General features: G+C 69.9%; 14 protein-coding genes and 1 tRNA gene. 2 read left to right on the top strand and 13 right to left on the bottom strand.

Annotated features, from left to right (window positions below):
- Positions 1-50 precede the first annotated feature (50 nt).
- The 8 genes from rpoB to IE305_RS21440 all read right to left on the bottom strand — a co-directional run bounded on the left by rpoB (position 51) and on the right by IE305_RS21440 (position 8,525).
- Positions 51-3,533, bottom strand: a complete 3,483-nt coding sequence (rpoB, locus tag IE305_RS21475; protein ID WP_190131311.1) for a DNA-directed RNA polymerase subunit beta — start codon at positions 3,531-3,533, stop codon at positions 51-53.
- A 704-nt stretch (positions 3,534-4,237) separates the two neighbouring features.
- The gene (gene rplL / locus IE305_RS21470; protein ID WP_190131310.1) at positions 4,238-4,624 is read right to left on the bottom strand and encodes a 50S ribosomal protein L7/L12; all 387 of its coding nucleotides are present in this window, start codon (positions 4,622-4,624) and stop codon (positions 4,238-4,240) included.
- 106 nt (positions 4,625-4,730) lie between these two features.
- Positions 4,731-5,261 (bottom strand): 50S ribosomal protein L10, encoded by a 531-nt coding sequence (gene rplJ / locus IE305_RS21465; protein WP_190131309.1) that lies wholly within the window; start codon positions 5,259-5,261, stop codon positions 4,731-4,733.
- 440 nt (positions 5,262-5,701) lie between these two features.
- Positions 5,702-6,418, bottom strand: coding sequence for a 50S ribosomal protein L1 (rplA, locus tag IE305_RS21460; protein WP_190131308.1), 717 nt, complete (start codon positions 6,416-6,418; stop codon positions 5,702-5,704).
- Between the two features lie 77 nt (positions 6,419-6,495).
- Complete coding sequence (gene rplK / locus IE305_RS21455; protein WP_030412999.1) at positions 6,496-6,930, bottom strand: 50S ribosomal protein L11; 435 nt, start codon at positions 6,928-6,930, stop codon at positions 6,496-6,498.
- Positions 6,931-7,083: 153 nt separating this feature from the next.
- The gene (nusG, locus tag IE305_RS21450) at positions 7,084-7,971 is read right to left on the bottom strand and encodes a transcription termination/antitermination protein NusG (protein WP_190131307.1); all 888 of its coding nucleotides are present in this window, start codon (positions 7,969-7,971) and stop codon (positions 7,084-7,086) included.
- A gap of 81 nt (positions 7,972-8,052) precedes the next feature.
- Positions 8,053-8,343 carry a preprotein translocase subunit SecE gene (gene secE, locus IE305_RS21445; protein ID WP_190131306.1) on the bottom strand — a complete coding sequence of 97 codons (291 nt, stop codon included), beginning with the start codon at positions 8,341-8,343 and terminating at the stop codon, positions 8,053-8,055.
- Positions 8,344-8,452: 109 nt separating this feature from the next.
- Positions 8,453-8,525 (bottom strand) — tRNA-Trp (locus tag IE305_RS21440).
- A 197-nt stretch (positions 8,526-8,722) separates the two neighbouring features.
- Between IE305_RS21440 and IE305_RS21435 the strand changes: the two genes are divergently transcribed.
- On the top strand, positions 8,723-9,970 hold the full coding sequence (locus IE305_RS21435) for a pyridoxal phosphate-dependent aminotransferase (RefSeq protein WP_190131305.1): 1,248 nt from the start codon (positions 8,723-8,725) through the stop codon (positions 9,968-9,970).
- 88 nt (positions 9,971-10,058) lie between these two features.
- The gene (locus IE305_RS21430; RefSeq protein WP_190131304.1) at positions 10,059-11,081 is read left to right on the top strand and encodes an adenosine deaminase; all 1,023 of its coding nucleotides are present in this window, start codon (positions 10,059-10,061) and stop codon (positions 11,079-11,081) included.
- Here IE305_RS21430 and IE305_RS21425 read toward each other — a convergent pair whose 3' ends face one another.
- From IE305_RS21425 to IE305_RS21405, 5 genes are all read right to left on the bottom strand, one after another.
- Positions 11,082-12,137, bottom strand: a complete 1,056-nt coding sequence (locus IE305_RS21425; RefSeq protein WP_190131303.1) for a UDP-N-acetylmuramate dehydrogenase — start codon at positions 12,135-12,137, stop codon at positions 11,082-11,084.
- Between the two features lie 70 nt (positions 12,138-12,207).
- A complete protein-coding gene (locus tag IE305_RS21420) occupies positions 12,208-13,650 on the bottom strand; it encodes a DHA2 family efflux MFS transporter permease subunit (RefSeq protein ID WP_229891306.1) in 1,443 nt (480 codons plus the stop codon).
- Positions 13,651-13,764: 114 nt separating this feature from the next.
- Positions 13,765-14,313, bottom strand: a complete 549-nt coding sequence (locus tag IE305_RS21415; RefSeq protein WP_190131436.1) for a TetR/AcrR family transcriptional regulator — start codon at positions 14,311-14,313, stop codon at positions 13,765-13,767.
- Positions 14,314-14,472: 159 nt separating this feature from the next.
- Positions 14,473-14,907 (bottom strand): MaoC family dehydratase, encoded by a 435-nt coding sequence (locus tag IE305_RS21410; protein WP_190131302.1) that lies wholly within the window; start codon positions 14,905-14,907, stop codon positions 14,473-14,475.
- Positions 14,907-15,362, bottom strand: a complete 456-nt coding sequence (locus tag IE305_RS21405; RefSeq protein WP_190131435.1) for a MaoC family dehydratase N-terminal domain-containing protein — start codon at positions 15,360-15,362, stop codon at positions 14,907-14,909. The genes IE305_RS21410 and IE305_RS21405 overlap by 1 nt, the downstream gene beginning before the upstream one ends.
- Positions 15,363-15,376: the final 14 nt, after the last annotated feature.

Here is a 15,376-nt window from a genome sequence, read left to right as displayed (position 1 = left end):
GGGTCCGGGGACTGCCGGGGCCTCCTGGTGGGAGGCCCCGGCCAGACCCGTCAGACCTCTTCGACGCTGCTCGGCTCGCGCCGGGACAGGTCGATACCGAGCTCCTCCGCCGCGCGGAAGACGTCCTCGTCGGTGTCCCGCATCTCGATGGACATGCCGTCCGAGGACAGCACCTCCACGTTGAGGCAGAGGGACTGCATCTCCTTGATGAGCACCTTGAAGGACTCGGGGATGCCGGGCTCGGGGATGTTCTCGCCCTTGACGATCGCCTCGTAGACCTTCACACGGCCGGTGACGTCGTCGGACTTGATGGTCAGGAGCTCCTGCAGGGCGTAGGCGGCGCCGTACGCCTCCAGCGCCCACACCTCCATCTCACCGAAGCGCTGGCCACCGAACTGGGCCTTACCACCCAGCGGCTGCTGGGTGATCATGGAGTACGGGCCGGTCGAACGGGCGTGCAGCTTGTCGTCGACCAGGTGGTGCAGCTTGAGGATGTACATGTACCCGACCGAGATCGGGTCCGGGAACGGCTCGCCGGAGCGGCCGTCGAACAGCCGGGCCTTGCCGGACGGGAGCACCATGCGCTCGCCGTCGCGGTTCGGCACGGTGTGCTCGAACAGACCGGCCAGCTCGTCCTCGCGGGCACCGTCGAAGACCGGGGTCGCGACGTTGGTGCCCGGGGCGACCTCGTCGGCGCCGATCGCCTGGAGCCGCTTCATCCAGTCCTCGTCGCCCTCGACCTTCCAGCCCTGGCTGGCGAGCCAGCCGAGGTGGATCTCGAGGACCTGTCCCGGGTTCATTCGGGACGGGACACCGAGCGGGTTGAGGATGATGTCGACCGGGGTGCCGTCCTCGAGGAACGGCATGTCCTCGACCGGGAGGATCTTGGAGATGACACCCTTGTTGCCGTGACGGCCGGCGAGCTTGTCACCGTCGGTGATCTTGCGCTTCTGCGCGACGTAGACGCGGACCAGCTGGTTCACGCCCGGCGGCAGCTCGTCGCCCTCCTCGCGGTCGAAGACGCGCACGCCGATGACCTTGCCGATCTCGCCGTGCGGCACCTTCAGCGAGGTGTCACGGACCTCACGGGCCTTCTCACCGAAGATCGCGCGGAGCAGGCGCTCCTCCGGCGTCAGCTCGGTCTCACCCTTCGGGGTGACCTTGCCGACCAGGATGTCGCCGGCCACGACCTCGGCACCGATGCGGATGATGCCGCGCTCGTCGAGGTCGGCGAGGACCTCCTCGGAGACGTTCGGGATGTCCCGGGTGATCTCCTCGGGGCCCAGCTTGGTGTCACGGGCGTCGACCTCGTGCTCCTCGATGTGGATCGAGGAGAGGACGTCGTCCTGCACGAGGCGCTGCGACAGGATGATCGCGTCCTCGTAGTTGTGGCCCTCCCACGGCATGAACGCCACGAGCAGGTTCTTGCCGAGCGCCATCTCACCGTTCTCGGTGGACGGGCCGTCGGCCAGCACCTGGCCGGTGACCACGCGGTCACCCTCGTCGACGACGACCTTCTGGTTGAAGGACGTGCCCTGGTTGGAGCGGTTGAACTTGGCGACGCGGTACGTGTTGTACGTGCCGTCGTCGTTGGCGACGGTGATGTAGTCCGCGGAGACCTCCTGGACCACACCGTCCTTCTCCGCCTTGATGACGTCGCCGGCGTCGACCGCGCAGCGGTACTCCATGCCGGTGCCGACCAGCGGGGACTCCGCCTTGATCAGCGGCACGGCCTGGCGCATCATGTTCGATCCCATGAGCGCGCGGTTGGCGTCGTCGTGCTCGAGGAACGGGATCATGGCGGTCGCGACCGACACCATCTGGCGCGGCGAGACGTCCATGTAGTCGACCTCGTCCGGCGCGATGTAGTCGATCTCGCCGCCACGGCGGCGGACCAGCACGCGGGCCTCGGCGAAGCGCAGCTCCTCGGTGAGGGGCGCGTTCGCCTGGGCGATGACGAAGCGGTCCTCCTCGTCGGCGGTCAGGTAGTGCACCTCGTCGGTGACCTGGCCGTCGACGACCTTGCGGTACGGGGTCTCGACGAAGCCGAACGCGTTGACCCGGCCGTACGAGGCGAGCGAGCCGATCAGACCGATGTTCGGGCCTTCGGGCGTCTCGATCGGGCACATGCGGCCGTAGTGCGACGGGTGGACGTCCCGGACCTCGAAGCCGGCCCGCTCACGGGAGAGACCACCCGGGCCCAGCGCCGACAGACGGCGCTTGTGGGTCAGACCCGACAGCGGGTTGGTCTGGTCCATGAACTGGGACAGCTGGCTGGTGCCGAAGAACTCCTTGATGGAGGCGACGACCGGCCGGATGTTGATCAGGGTCTGCGGCGTGATCGCCTCGACGTCCTGGGTGGTCATCCGCTCGCGGACGACGCGCTCCATACGGGCCAGGCCGGTACGGACCTGGTTCTGGATGAGCTCGCCGACGTTGCGCAGACGACGGTTGCCGAAGTGGTCGATGTCGTCGGTCTCGACGACGATCGAGGTGCCGTTCTCACCGACGGTCTCGGTCTCACCGGCGTGCAGCTTCACCAGGTACTTGATCGTCGCGATGATGTCGTCGACGGTCAGCACACCGGCGTCGAGCGGGGCGTCCGCGCCCAGCTTCTTGTTGACCTTGTAGCGGCCGACCTTGGCCAGGTCGTAGCGCTTCGGGTTGAAGTAGAGGTTCTCGAGCAGCGTCTGCGCGGCCTCACGCGTCGGGGGCTCGCCCGGGCGCAGCTTGCGGTAGATGTCGAGCAGCGCGTCGTCCTGGCCCTGGGTGTGGTCCTTCTCCAGGGTGGCGCGCATGGACTCGTACTCGCCGAACTCCTCGAGGATCTGCTCGGTGGTCCAGCCGAGCGCCTTCAGGAGGACGGTGACGGACTGCTTGCGCTTGCGGTCGATGCGGACACCGACCATGTCGCGCTTGTCGACCTCCATCTCCAGCCAGGCACCCCGGGAGGGGATGATCTTGGCGGTGAAGATGTCCTTGTCCGAGGTCTTGTCGATCGTCGAGTCGAAGTAGACACCCGGCGAGCGGACCAGCTGGGAGACCACGACACGCTCGGTGCCGTTGATGACGAAGGTGCCCTTGTTCGTCATGAGCGGGAAGTCGCCCATGAAGACCGTCTGGGACTTGATCTCGCCGGTCTCGTTGTTGGTGAACTCGGCCGTGACGAAGAGCGGGGCCGCGTACGTGAAGTCGCGCTCCTTGCACTCGTCGATGGAGTTCTTCGGGGGCTCGAAACGGTGGTCGCGGAAGGTCAGCGACATCGACCCGCTGAAGTCCTCGATCGGGGAGATCTCCTCGAAGATCTCCTCCAGACCGGACTTGGTGGGGACGTCCTGACCACTGTCCAGCGCTGCCTCGACGCGAGCCTTCCAGGCGGCGTTGCCGAGCAGCCAGTCGAAGCTCTCGGTCTGCAGCGCAAGGAGGTTCGGAACCTCGAGGGGCTCCTTGATCTTCGCAAAGGAGATGCGCAGCGGGGCGGTGCTGGCGCCGTTGTTCGTATTGGCGGTCGAGGCGTTGCGCGAGGCGGCCAAGAGGGGGTCCTTCCGAGGGCTCGGACTCACTACGCGCGTACCGGTCCCACTCCGTACAGAGGGAAGAAATCCCAGGTCAGCGGGGTTTCATCAACTGTGTGGGAGAGTGGGCATGCCCCTGGTGACGGGCAGGGAGCAGCTAACAGGCAGCGCAAAGGGTCAGTGTAGCCACAAGGCCCACTGATGTCCAGAGCGGATTTCCGGAGAGCGGTGCGATACCAATCTCTCCCTCCGGGATCCCGTTGTTCACATCGCCTGGCGCCCGCCCGACGCCGGCCATGCGCCGCGAGCGCATGACGATACTTCCCTCTCCGCCCTCGATCCATGCCTGTACGGAGGACCGATGTGGCGACGCGTCCGTTTTCGCGTCCTGAGAATCGCGCGCGACGTGCCGTTCGTCAAGGCCCCTCGGCCTCCGGCCGCCTGCCGCGGCGGCCCGGCCGCCCCTCGCAGCGGCCCCGCCGCGCACGCCCGGCGCACGGTCCACGGGTGCCGGCGACACGCCCGGAGGGCGCGCACCGGCGACATGGAAGATCACCATACTCTTCCTCCGGCCCGGCCGCGCGCATCCGCCCCGGGAACGACCGAGGGCGACCACCCGCACGGGTGATCGCCCTTGGTTGCCGGCTCCGGCCGGACCGGGGTCCGGCCGGAGCCGAGGGAGCCACGGGGGCTCCAGGAGGTCTCAGCGGACCTCCGAGGTCTTACTTGACCTCGACGGTGGCGCCGGCGCCCTTGAGGGACTCGGCAGCCTTGTCGGCGGTCTCCTTGTTGACCTTCTCCAGGACCGGCTTCGGGGTGCCGTCGACCAGGTCCTTGGCCTCCTTCAGGCCGAGGGAGGTCAGCTCGCGCACGACCTTGATGACCTGGATCTTCTTGTCGCCGGCGCCGGTGAGGATGACGTCGAACTCGTCCTTCTCCTCGACGGCCTCGGCGGCGCCACCGGCGGCACCGCCGGCAACGACGACCGGGGCGGCGGCAGCGGCGGTGACGTCGAACTTCTCCTCGAAGGCGGAGACGAACTCGGCCAGCTCGATGAGGGTCATCTCCTCGAACTGCGCGAGCAGCTCGTCCTTGGTCAGCTTCGCCATGATGGCGGTCCTTCCACTAATCGGCAGGTGCCGAAATGTACATGTCGGCGGGCGTGCGGCCCGCTGCGATCAGCGCCGTGCGGCGCGGATCAATGCGCGAGCCGAATTACTCGGCACCGCCCTGCTCGGCCTGCTTGGCGCGGAGCGCGTCCACGGTGCGGACGAGCTTCGTCGGCAGCGCCTGGAAGAGCGAGGCAGCCTGGGACTGCTTGCCCTTCATGGCACCGGCCAGCTTGCTGAGCAGAACCTCGCGGGACTCGAGGTCCGCAAGCTTCTTGATCTCATCGGCGGACATCGCCTTGCCATCAAGGACACCGCCCTTGATGATGAGATTCGGGTTCTCCTTGGCGAAGTCACGAAGACCCTTCGCCGACTCCACCGGGTCACCGGTGACGAAGGCAACGGCCGTCGGACCAGCAAAGAGCTGGTCGTCCAGCGTGATCCCGGCCTCACGGGCCGCGATCTGGGTCAGCGTGTTCTTCACCACGGCGTACTGCGCGTTCTCACCGAGCGAACGGCGCAGCTGCTTGAGCTGCGCCACGGTGAGACCGCGGTACTCGGTCAGCACAGCGGCGCCGGAGCTGCGGAACTTGTCCGTCAGCTCGGCAACCGCGGCAGCCTTGTCGGGCCTCGCCATGAGCCTCGGCCTCCTTCCGGGTGATTCGGACCGCATAGGCGCGAGAAGGGGCCTGGGCAAAACGAAACGCCCCGGCACAGGTGCACGGGGCGTGACTCGACCGTGGGGGCGCGCTGTCGCGCACGCCTCGACGGGAGTGCAATTCCGATGTCACCTGCGCAGGTCGCCCGCAGCTAGCGGATCCTTCGGTCACCACACCCCCAGGTGGAGGCGCAGCAACGACCAGCGGTCTTTGGCTTCCGCCACAAGGTACGGGAAGCGGGCTTCCGATTGCAAATCGGGCCCCGAACGGGCGTCCGGGCCGGCCGAGCCGCAGGTCGGGAGCCCGGTGCGCGCCGCTGTACGCCCCGCTGGGCGCCGCCTACGACGCGGCCGGGCCCCGCACCCGGAAAGGGTGCGGGGCCCGGCCCACGAGCGTCACACGCGCGCTACAGCGGTCCTCAGACGGTCTCGTCCTCGACCAGCAGGTTGCGGGTGCGGTTCGGGTCCAGCGGGATGCCGGGGCCCATCGTGGTGGTCAGGGTCGCCTTCTTGACGTAGCGGCCCTTGGCGGCGGACGGCTTCAGACGGAGGATCTCCTCCAGCGCCGCGCTGTAGTTCTCGATCAGCGCCTTCTCGTCGAACGAGACCTTGCCGATGATGAAGTGCAGGTTCGAGTGCTTGTCGACGCGGAACTCGATCTTGCCGCCCTTGATGTCCGTCACGGCCTTGGCCGTGTCGGGGGTGACCGTGCCGGTCTTCGGGTTCGGCATCAGGCCACGGGGACCGAGCACGCGGCCGAGGCGGCCGACCTTGCCCATGAGGTCCGGGGTGGCGACGACGGCGTCGAAGTCCAGACGGCCCTTGGCGACCTCGTCGATGAGCTCGTCGGCACCGACGATGTCGGCGCCGGCGGCACGCGCGGCCTCGGCACGGTCGCCGGTCGCGAAGACCAGGACCCGGGCGGTCTTACCGGTGCCGTGCGGAAGGTTCACGGTGCCGCGGACCATCTGGTCGGCCTTGCGCGGGTCGACACCCAGACGCAGGGCGACCTCGACGGTCGCGTCGAACTTGACGGAGGACGTGTCCTTCGCCAGACGGACGGCCTCGAGCGGGGCGTACAGACGCTCCCGGTCGATCTTCGCGTCCGCGTTGCGAAGAGTCTTGCTGCGCTTCACTGAAACTCCTCAGTGGTGATTGGAGTCGTGGTCCGGGCCAGCGCCTGGCCCTTCCACGGGTGCTGAAGGGGTGGAGGTCAGCCCTCGACCGTGATGCCCATGGAACGGGCGGTGCCGGCGATGATCTTCTCGGCGGCGTCCAGGTCGTTGGCGTTCAGGTCGGGCATCTTGGTGGTGGCGATGTCACGGACCTGGTCGCGGGTGATCTTGGCGACCTTGGTCTTGTGCGGCTCGCCGGAGCCCTTCTCCACACCCGCGGCCTTGAGGATCAGCTTCGCGGCCGGCGGAGTCTTGGTCACGAAGGTGAAGGAACGGTCCTCGTAGACCGTGATCTCCACCGGCACGACCATGCCACGCTGCGACTCGGTCGCGGCGTTGTAGGCCTTGCAGAACTCCATGATGTTGACGCCGTGCTGACCCAGCGCGGGGCCGACCGGCGGAGCCGGGTTGGCGGCACCGGCCTGGATCTGGAGCTTGATCAGCCCCGTGACCTTCTTCTTCTTGGGAGGCATTGCTCTCTCCGGGTCCTAGTGAGAGTTTTCCTGCCGTGCGCCCATGGGACGCAGGCATACCGCACCACGATAACGGGTACCGCCGTACGGCCTGAAACCGAGCAGGTCAGGACGGCTGTGCAGCCGGCCTGACCTGTCTCGGAAAACCGTGGATCAGTTCTTCTGGATCTGGTCGAAGCTCAGCTCGACCGGGGTCTCGCGACCGAAGATCTCGACGAGGCCCTTGACCTTCTTCGAGTCGGCGTTGATCTCGTTGATCGTCGCCTGGAGCGTCGCGAACGGGCCGTCGGTGACGGTGACCGAGTCGCCGACCTCGAAGTCCAGCACCTGGACCTCGACCTTGCGGGCGGGGGCCGGACGGCCCTCGGCCTCGGCGGCCTCCTTGGCGGCCTTGGCCTCCGCCTCCGGGGCGAGCATCTTGACGATCTCGTCCAGGGTCAGCGGGTACGGGTCGTAGGCGTTGCCCACGAAGCCGGTGACGCCCGGGGTGTTGCGGACGACGCCCCAGGACTCGTTCGTCAGGTCCATGCGCACCAGCACGTAGCCGGGGAGCTTGTTCTGGCGGACGGTGCGGCGGTCGCCGTTCTTGATCTGGACGACCTCTTCCTGCGGCACCTCGGCCTGGAAGATGTAGTCCTCGACGTTCAGCGAGACGGCGCGCTGCTCCAGGTTGGTCTTCACGCGGTTCTCGTAGCCGGCGTAGGTGTGGATGACGTACCACTCGCCGGGCAGGCCGCGCAGCTCCTCGCGGAGCTTCTCGACCGGGTCCTGGGCGGCCTCCTCGACGGGGGCCTCCTCCTCGGCCCCGGCCTCGTCGGCGGCGATCGCGGTCTCGTCCTCGACGCGCACGGCGGCCTCCTCGGCCGGCTCGCCCGCGGCGGCCTCGGCCGCGTCCATCTCGTCGGCGCCGTCGGCGTTCTCGACGATCTGCGTCTCGGTGTCTTCGCCGACCTCTTCCGAGGCAGCCGGAGCCGGAGCGTCCACGTCGGCCTCCGTCGCCTCGACGGGCTCGGCGGCGTCGTTCAGGTTCGGGTCAGACACTTGGCTGCTTCTTCCTGGCTTCAAGGGGGTGGAACGGGCGAAGAGGCGGACCTTCCGAGGAAGGCCGCCTTACGCGCGGGCTCAGCCGAAGACGTACTTGACGGCCTGCTCGAACCCATAGTCAATCACGGTCACGAGACCGATGACGATGGCGACAAAGACGATCACCACAGTGGTGTACGTGGACAGCTGGCCACGGGAAGGCCAGACGACCTTGCGGAGCTCGGCGACGACCTGACGGTAAAAGAGCGCGAGGCGGCCCAGGGGGCCCTTCTTCCCGCGCTTGCCACCACGGCGGCCCTTCTTGGCGGCCACCTGGTCCTCGGGACGACCGCTCTCAGGCGTCGCGGTGGAGCCAAGGGCTTCCGTCACTACGTCCTCACCTGAATCCGGGTCGTGGCCGTGCCGCGCCCGGGTCGAGCCGCACGGCGGTGCACTTCAGTACGTACGCACGCACGCACCCTGGTGACGATGCGTGTAGCAGGGCCGAAGGGACTTGAACCCCCAACCGCTGGTTTTGGAGACCAGTGCTCTACCAATTGAGCTACGACCCTTTGTGTTCCCCCAACGTACCGCATCCACCCGGATGCACGGAGTGCACGCACGGAGCGGGTTCGCCGGTGGGGACCAACGAGGCATGAGTGTACGTGCTCACGCGCTCCCCGTCGAACAGGTATGGCCGCGACCGGCCGGAAGAGGGGTCCGGGCCACTTGTGTGACCCCTCCGCGGCCGGTCTGCGACGATGCCTGCATGACCGCTGCGACTCCTCCAGTCCCTCCCGCACAGTCCCCCACCGAGCGCCGGGTGTCGGCCCGCATCGGTTCGATCTCCGAGTCCGCCACGCTCGCCGTGGACGCCAAGGCGAAGGCCCTCAAGGCGGCCGGCCGTCCCGTCATCGGTTTCGGCGCCGGTGAGCCCGACTTCCCCACCCCGGGCTACATCGTCGACGCGGCCGTCGAGGCCTGCCGCGACCCGCGCTACCACCGCTACACGCCGGCCGGCGGCCTCCCCGAGCTGAAGGCCGCCATCGCTGCGAAGACGCTGCGCGACTCCGGCTACGAGGTCGACGCCTCCCAGGTGCTGGTCACCAATGGCGGCAAGCAGGCCATCTACGAGGCGTTCGCGGCGATCCTGGACCCGGGCGACGAGGTCATCGTCCCCGCGCCGTACTGGACCACGTACCCGGAGTCGATCCGGCTGGCCGGCGGTGTGCCGGTGGAGGTCGTGGCGGACGAGACCACCGGCTACCGGGTCTCGGTCGAGCAGCTGGAGGCCGCGCGCACGGAGCGCACCAAGGTGCTGCTCTTCGTGTCCCCCTCCAACCCCACCGGCGCGGTCTACTCGCGCGAGCAGGTGGAGGCCGTCGGCCGCTGGGCCGCCGAGCACGGCCTGTGGGTGCTGACCGACGAGATCTACGAGCACCTGGTCTACGGCGACGCGGAGTTCTCCTCCCTGCCGGTGGTCGTGCCGGAGCTGCGCGACAAGTGCATCGTCGTCAACGGCGTCGCCAAGACGTACGCCATGACCGGCTGGCGGGTGGGCTGGATCATCGGCCCGAAGGACGTGGTGAAGGCCGCGACGAACCTCCAGTCGCACGCCACCTCCAACGTGAGCAACGTCGCACAGGTCGCGGCCCTGGCCGCGGTCTCCGGCGACCTCGCCGCCGTGGAGGAGATGAAGGTCGCCTTCGACCGCCGCCGCCGGAAGATCGTCTCGATGCTCAACGAGATCGAGGGCGTCTACTGCCCCGAGCCGGAGGGCGCGTTCTACGCGTACCCGTCGGTGAAGGGCCTGCTGGGCAAGGAGATCCGCGGCAAGCGGCCGGCCACCTCGGTGGAGCTGGCCGCGCTGATCCTCGACGAGGCCGAGGTCGCGGTCGTCCCCGGTGAGGCGTTCGGCACCCCGGGCTACCTGCGGCTGTCGTACGCGCTGGGCGACGAGGACCTGGTGGAGGGCGTGTCCCGGATCCAGAAGCTGCTGGCGGAGGCGAAGGCGTAACCCGCGCCGCCCCGCACCTGTTTTCGGCCCCTTCCCCCTATGGGGAAGGGGCCTTCCGGTTGACGGACCGGTACGGCAAAATCCCTGAATGGAGAACGTTCGGGACGTCCGTAAGCTGCCGAAGGCCCACCTGCACCTGCACTTCACCGGGTCGATGCGGCCCTCCACCCTGCTGGAACTGGCCGACAAGTACGGCGTGCACCTGCCCGAGGCGCTCAGCAGCGGCGAACCGCCCAGGTTGCGGGCGACGGACGAACGCGGCTGGTTCCGCTTCCAGCGGCTCTACGACATCGCCCGCTCCTGCCTGCGCTCCCCCGACGACATCCGGCGCCTGGTCCGGGAGGCCGCCGAGGAGGACGTCAGGGACGGCTCCGGCTGGCTGGAGATCCAGGTCGACCCCACCTCTTACGCGCCGCGCCTGGGCGGCCTCATCCCCGCGCTGGAGATCATCCTGGACGCGGTGGAGAGCGCCTCGCGGGACACGGGCCTCGGGATGCGCGTCCTCGTCGCCGCGAACCGCATGAAGCACCCCCTGGACGCCCGCACCCTCGCCCGCCTCGCCGTGCGCTACGCCGACCGCGGCGTCGTCGGCTTCGGCCTCTCCAACGACGAGCGGCGCGGTCTCGCCCGCGACTTCGACCGCGCCTTCCAGATCGCCCGCGAGGGCGGCCTGCTGGCCGCTCCGCACGGCGGCGAGCTCTCGGGGCCCAGCAGCGTCCGCGACTGCCTGGACGACCTCCACGCGGTCCGTGTGGGGCACGGCGTGCGGGCCGCGGAGGACCCGCGGCTGCTGCGCAAGCTGGCCGAGCGCGGCGTGACGTGCGAGGTGTGCCCCGCGTCCAACGTCGCCCTGGGCGTCTACGAGAAGCCGGGCGACGTGCCGCTGCGGACGCTGTTCGAGGCCGGTGTGCCCATGGCGCTGGGCGCCGACGACCCGCTGCTGTTCGGCTCGCGCCTCGCGGCGCAGTACGAGCTGGCGCGCGAGCACCACGGCTTCACCGACGCCGAGCTGGCGGAGCTGGCGCGGCAGTCGGTGCGCGCCTCGGCGGCGCCGGCCGCCGTCCGGCAGGAGCTGCTGGACGGCATCGACAAGTGGCTGGCCGTCGGGTGACTACAGGCTGACGCCGACCGTGACGGGCTCGTTCACGAGGGTCACGCCGAACGCCTCGTGGACGCCGGCGCGCACCTCGCGGGCGAGCGCGAGGAGGTCCTCGGTGGTGGCCGCGCCGCGGTTGGTGAGGGCGAGGGTGTGCTTGGTGGAGATGCGGGCGGGGCCCGTGCCGTAGCCCTTGGTGAAGCCGGCCTTGTCGATCAGCCAGGCGGCGGAGGTCTTGAACAGGCCGTCGCCGGCGGGGTACGCGGGCGGCGCCGCGTCCGGGCCGAGGCGCTCGGCGACGCGGCGCAGGAACGCCTCGTGTTCGGCGGCGGTGAGGACCGGGTTGGTGAAGAACGACCCGGCGGACCAGGTGTCGTGGTCCTCGGGGTCGAGGACCATGCCCTTGCCGGCGCGCAGCTTGAGGACGGTCTCGCGGGCGCGGGCCAGCGGGACGCGGTCGCCGGCCTCGACGCCGAGGGCGCGGGCGGTCTCGGCGTAGCGGAGGGGCGCGGACAGGCCGCCGGCGTCCTCCAGCTCGAAGCGGACGCGCAGCACGACGAAGCGGGTGGGGTCCTGCTTGAAGCGGCTGTGCCGGTAGGAGAAGCCGCAGTCGGCGGCCGGGATCGTGACCGTCTCGCGGGTGTGCCGGTCGTAGGCGACGACCTCGGTGACGGTGGTGGCGACCTCCTGGCCGTACGCGCCGACGTTCTGGATGGGCGTGGCGCCGGCGGAGCCGGGGATGCCGGCCATGCACTCGATGCCGGCGAGGCCGGCCTCGACGGTGCGGGCGACGGCGTCGGACCAGTTCTCGCCGGCGGCGAGCTCCAGGCGGGTGCCGTCGAGGCGGAAGCCGGTGGTGGCGATGCGCAGGGCGGTGCCCTCGAAGCCCTTGTCGGCGATGACGAGGTTGCTGCCGCCGCCGATGAGCAGCAGCGGCGTCCCGGCGTCGTCGGCCTCGCGGACGGCGGTGATCACCTCGTCGTCGGTGGTGGCCGTGACGAGCCGTCGCGCGGGCCCGCCGAGCCGGAAGGTGGTCAGGGGGGCGAGGGGGGCGTCGTGTCGTACCTGCACCGCACCAGGGTACGGGGGTGCGGCCGGGGCACCCCGGGGGCGGGGGCCCGGCCGCGGCGGGCGGGGCGTGTCAGGCGTCGGGGGCGTGGCCGGCCGGTACGGCGGCTGCCTCGGCCGGGTGCGGGGCCGGGGCGGCGGCGGGGCGGGCCTTGCGCGGCGTGAGGGCCGCGGCGGCGGCGCCGAGGGCGACGGCGACCGCTCCTGCCCACAGGGCCGGGACGACGCCGTCCACGACCCGTGCGGGGGTCTCGTAGCCGCCCTGCGCCGAGAAGACCGACGAGAGCACGGCGACGCCCAGGGCTCCGCCGACCTCGCGGAGGGCGTTGTTGGCGCCCGAGGCGATGCCCTGTTCCGCCGGGCGCACGCTCGACATCACGAGCTTGGCGGCCGGTGCGAAGAACATCGCCATGCCGGCGCCGCTGAGGACCAGGCCCGGCAGCTGTGCGGCGTACGTCACGTCGGGTGCGAGGACCGCGGCGAACCAGGCCAGGCCCAGGGCCTGGAGGGCCAGGCCGGTGGTGACGACGGGGCGGGGGCCGGTGCGGTCGGCGAGGTAGCCGGCGAGCGGGGCCACCACCATCGGCATGGCGGTCCACGGCAGCATGCGCAGCCCGGCCTCGGTCGGCGAGTAGCCGAGCACGTTCTGCAGGAACTGGCTGAGCAGGAAGATCGAGCCGAACATGCCGAGGAACATCAGCGTGCTGGCCGCGTTGACGGCCGTGAAGGCCCTGCTGCGGAACATCCGCATCGGCAGCATCGGCCGCGGGTGGAGCGTGCCGTGCAGCGCGAAGCCGGCCAGGAGCACACCGCCGGCGATCAGGCTGGTGAGGATCACGGGGTCCGTCCAGCCGTCGCTGTGGGCGTTGACGAGGCCGTACACGATGCCGAAGAGGCCGCCGCTGACGAGGAGCGTGCCCGGGCCGTCGAGGCGGGCGCCGGGGGCGGTGGACTCGGCCAGGCGCAGCCGGGCGAGGGGTATGAGGGCGAGGCCCAGCGGAACGTTCAGCCAGAAGATCCAGTGCCAGGAGATGTGTTCGGTGAGCGAGCCGCCGATGAGGGGGCCGCTGGCGACGGCCATGCCGTCGACGGCGCCCTTGATGCCGTAGGCGACGCCGCGTCGTTCGGCCGGTACGGCGGCGGTGAGGAGCGTGAGGGTGAGCGGCATCATGACGGCGGCGCCGACGCCCTGGACGGCGCGGGCGGCGATGAGGGTGCCGATGCCGGGTGCGAGGGCCGCCGCGGCGGAGGCGGCGGTGAAGACCGCCAGGCCGGCGCAGAAGAGCCGGCGGCGGCCGAAGCGGTCGCCGAGGGCGGCGCCGAACATCAGCAGGACGGCGAAGGTGAGCGTGTAGGCGCTGACGGTCCATTCGAGGTCCTCCAGCGCGCCGCCGAGGTCCTTGCGGATGGTCGGCAGGGCGGTGGTGACGACGAGGTTGTCCAGGGCTGCCATGAAGCCCGCGACGCTGGTGATGACCAGCGCCCAGACGGGTGCGTGGCGTGTGGTGTCCCGCACGGGTTCCCCCCGGGTGTTCGGCGGTTGACGAGTGACAGATTGTTTAGTGATTGGTTACTAACTTGCTGGGGTGCGTGGAGACGGCGCCCCCAGGGGCGCGCCGGGTGGCGTGCCTCACTCCGGCCGTGCGGCGATGTGGAACGCCCGCCATACGCGGTGGCCGGCCGGGAAGCCCAGGGAGACCAGCGTGTTGATGAGCATGCCGTACGCCAGGAACTCCGTGGTCTGCTCCTCGTCGGCCCCCAAGGAGAGGTGGACGGAGTCCCACAGGTCGAGCCAGGCGTCCCGGATCGTGCGGCCGAACGCGTCGTCCCCCGCGGCCTCCGCCGAGGCGACCGCCACGTACACCTGCATCTGCAGGAGCAGCATGTCGGGGTTCTCGGCGATCAGGCTCTGGTAGGCGGCCGCCATCTCGGAGAGGGCGTCCTCGGGCGTCGCCGCGCGCTCGCGCGCCTTCACGAAGACGTCGCGGGTCTCCTCCATGCAGCGGACGGCCGCCGCGACGAAGATGGCCTGCTTGTTGGGGAAGAGCCGGAAGAGGTACGGCTGCGAGACGCCCACCCGGCGGGCGATCGCCTCGGTGGACGTGCCGTTGTAGCCGCCCCGCGCGAACTCGGTCATGGCGGCGCGCACGACGCTCTCGCGGCGCTCCTCGGCGGTCATCCTGGGCATGGGAGAGAGGTTAGTGGTCAATCACTAGCGGCGCAAGGGCGTTGTAAGGGGCGGGTCTCCGTGGAGGCCCGCCCCTTACGAGTGAGACGTATGACGAGTGAGACGTAGGACTGACAAGTGAGACGTACGACTCACCCACCGCTCACGGCGTCACGCCAGGCGGACCACCGCGCGGGACATGCCGAGCACCTTCTGGCCGGCGCTGCGCGCCAGGAGGTCCACGCGCACCGTGCGCGCCTCGTCGTCCAGCTTGGCCGCGACCTTGCCGCTGACCTCGATCGTCGCGCCCTCGTCGTCGTTGGGCACGACGACCGGCTTGGTGAAGCGCACCCCGTACTCCACGACCGCGCCCGGGTCGCCCACCCAGTCGGTCACCACGCGGATCGCCTCGGCCATGGTGAACATGCCGTGCGCGATCACGTCCGGCAGGCCCACCTCCTTGGCGAACTTCTCGTTCCAGTGGATCGGGTTGAAGTCGCCCGAGGCGCCCGCGTACTGCACCAGCGTGGCGCGCGTCACGGGGAAGACCTGCTCCGGCAGCTCGGTGCCGACCTCGACGTCCGCGTACTTGATCTCGGCAGCCATCACGCCTCCTCGGTGGCGGCGCGCACCACCAGCGTCGTGTGGGCGGTCACGACGTGCTCGCCGGCCGCGTCGTGCACCTCGCCGCGGATCGTGAGGACGTCGTTGCCCGCCAGGGACTTGATCGACTCCACGGTGGACGTCACCGCCAGCCGGTCGCCCGCGCGCACCGGGCGGGAATAGGCGAACTTCTGGTCGCCGTGCACCACGCGGCTGTAGTCCAGGGCCAGCTGCGGGTCCTGCACCACCTGGCCCGCGGCCTTGTACGTGATGGCGAACACAAAAGTGGGCGGGGCGATCACATCGGGGTGGCCGAGCGAGGCGGCGGCCTCGGGGTCGGTGTACGCCGGATTCGCATCGCCGATCGCCTCGGCGAATTCACGGATCTTCTCCCGGCCGACCTCGTAGGGCTCGGTGGCCGGGTAAGTCCGTCCGACGAAGGACTGGTCGAGCGCCATGGGCTCGGACACCT

The sequence above is a fragment of the Streptomyces mashuensis genome, from assembly GCF_014654785.1.
GTDB lineage: Bacteria > Actinomycetota > Actinomycetes > Streptomycetales > Streptomycetaceae > Streptomyces > Streptomyces mashuensis.
The sequence above is the reverse complement of the archived record's forward strand: the minus strand, read 5'-3'. Positions and strand labels throughout refer to the sequence as shown.

Bases quoted from the DNA above. Each gene is read 5' to 3' on its own strand.
- rplL (WP_190131310.1), bottom strand. From the start codon at position 4,624: ATGGCGAAGCTGACCAAGGACGAGCTGCTCGCGCAGTTCGAGGAGATG.
- rplJ (WP_190131309.1), bottom strand. From the start codon at position 5,261: ATGGCGAGGCCCGACAAGGCTGCCGCGGTTGCCGAGCTGACGGACAAG.
- rplK (WP_030412999.1), bottom strand. From the start codon at position 6,930: ATGCCTCCCAAGAAGAAGAAGGTCACGGGGCTGATCAAGCTCCAGATC.
- IE305_RS21435 (WP_190131305.1), top strand. From the start codon at position 8,723: ATGACCGCTGCGACTCCTCCAGTCCCTCCCGCACAGTCCCCCACCGAG.
- IE305_RS21430 (WP_190131304.1), top strand. From the start codon at position 10,059: ATGGAGAACGTTCGGGACGTCCGTAAGCTGCCGAAGGCCCACCTGCAC.
- IE305_RS21415 (WP_190131436.1), bottom strand. From the start codon at position 14,313: ATGACCGCCGAGGAGCGCCGCGAGAGCGTCGTGCGCGCCGCCATGACC.
- IE305_RS21410 (WP_190131302.1), bottom strand. From the start codon at position 14,907: ATGGCTGCCGAGATCAAGTACGCGGACGTCGAGGTCGGCACCGAGCTG.
- IE305_RS21405 (WP_190131435.1), bottom strand. From the start codon at position 15,362: ATGGCGCTCGACCAGTCCTTCGTCGGACGGACTTACCCGGCCACCGAG.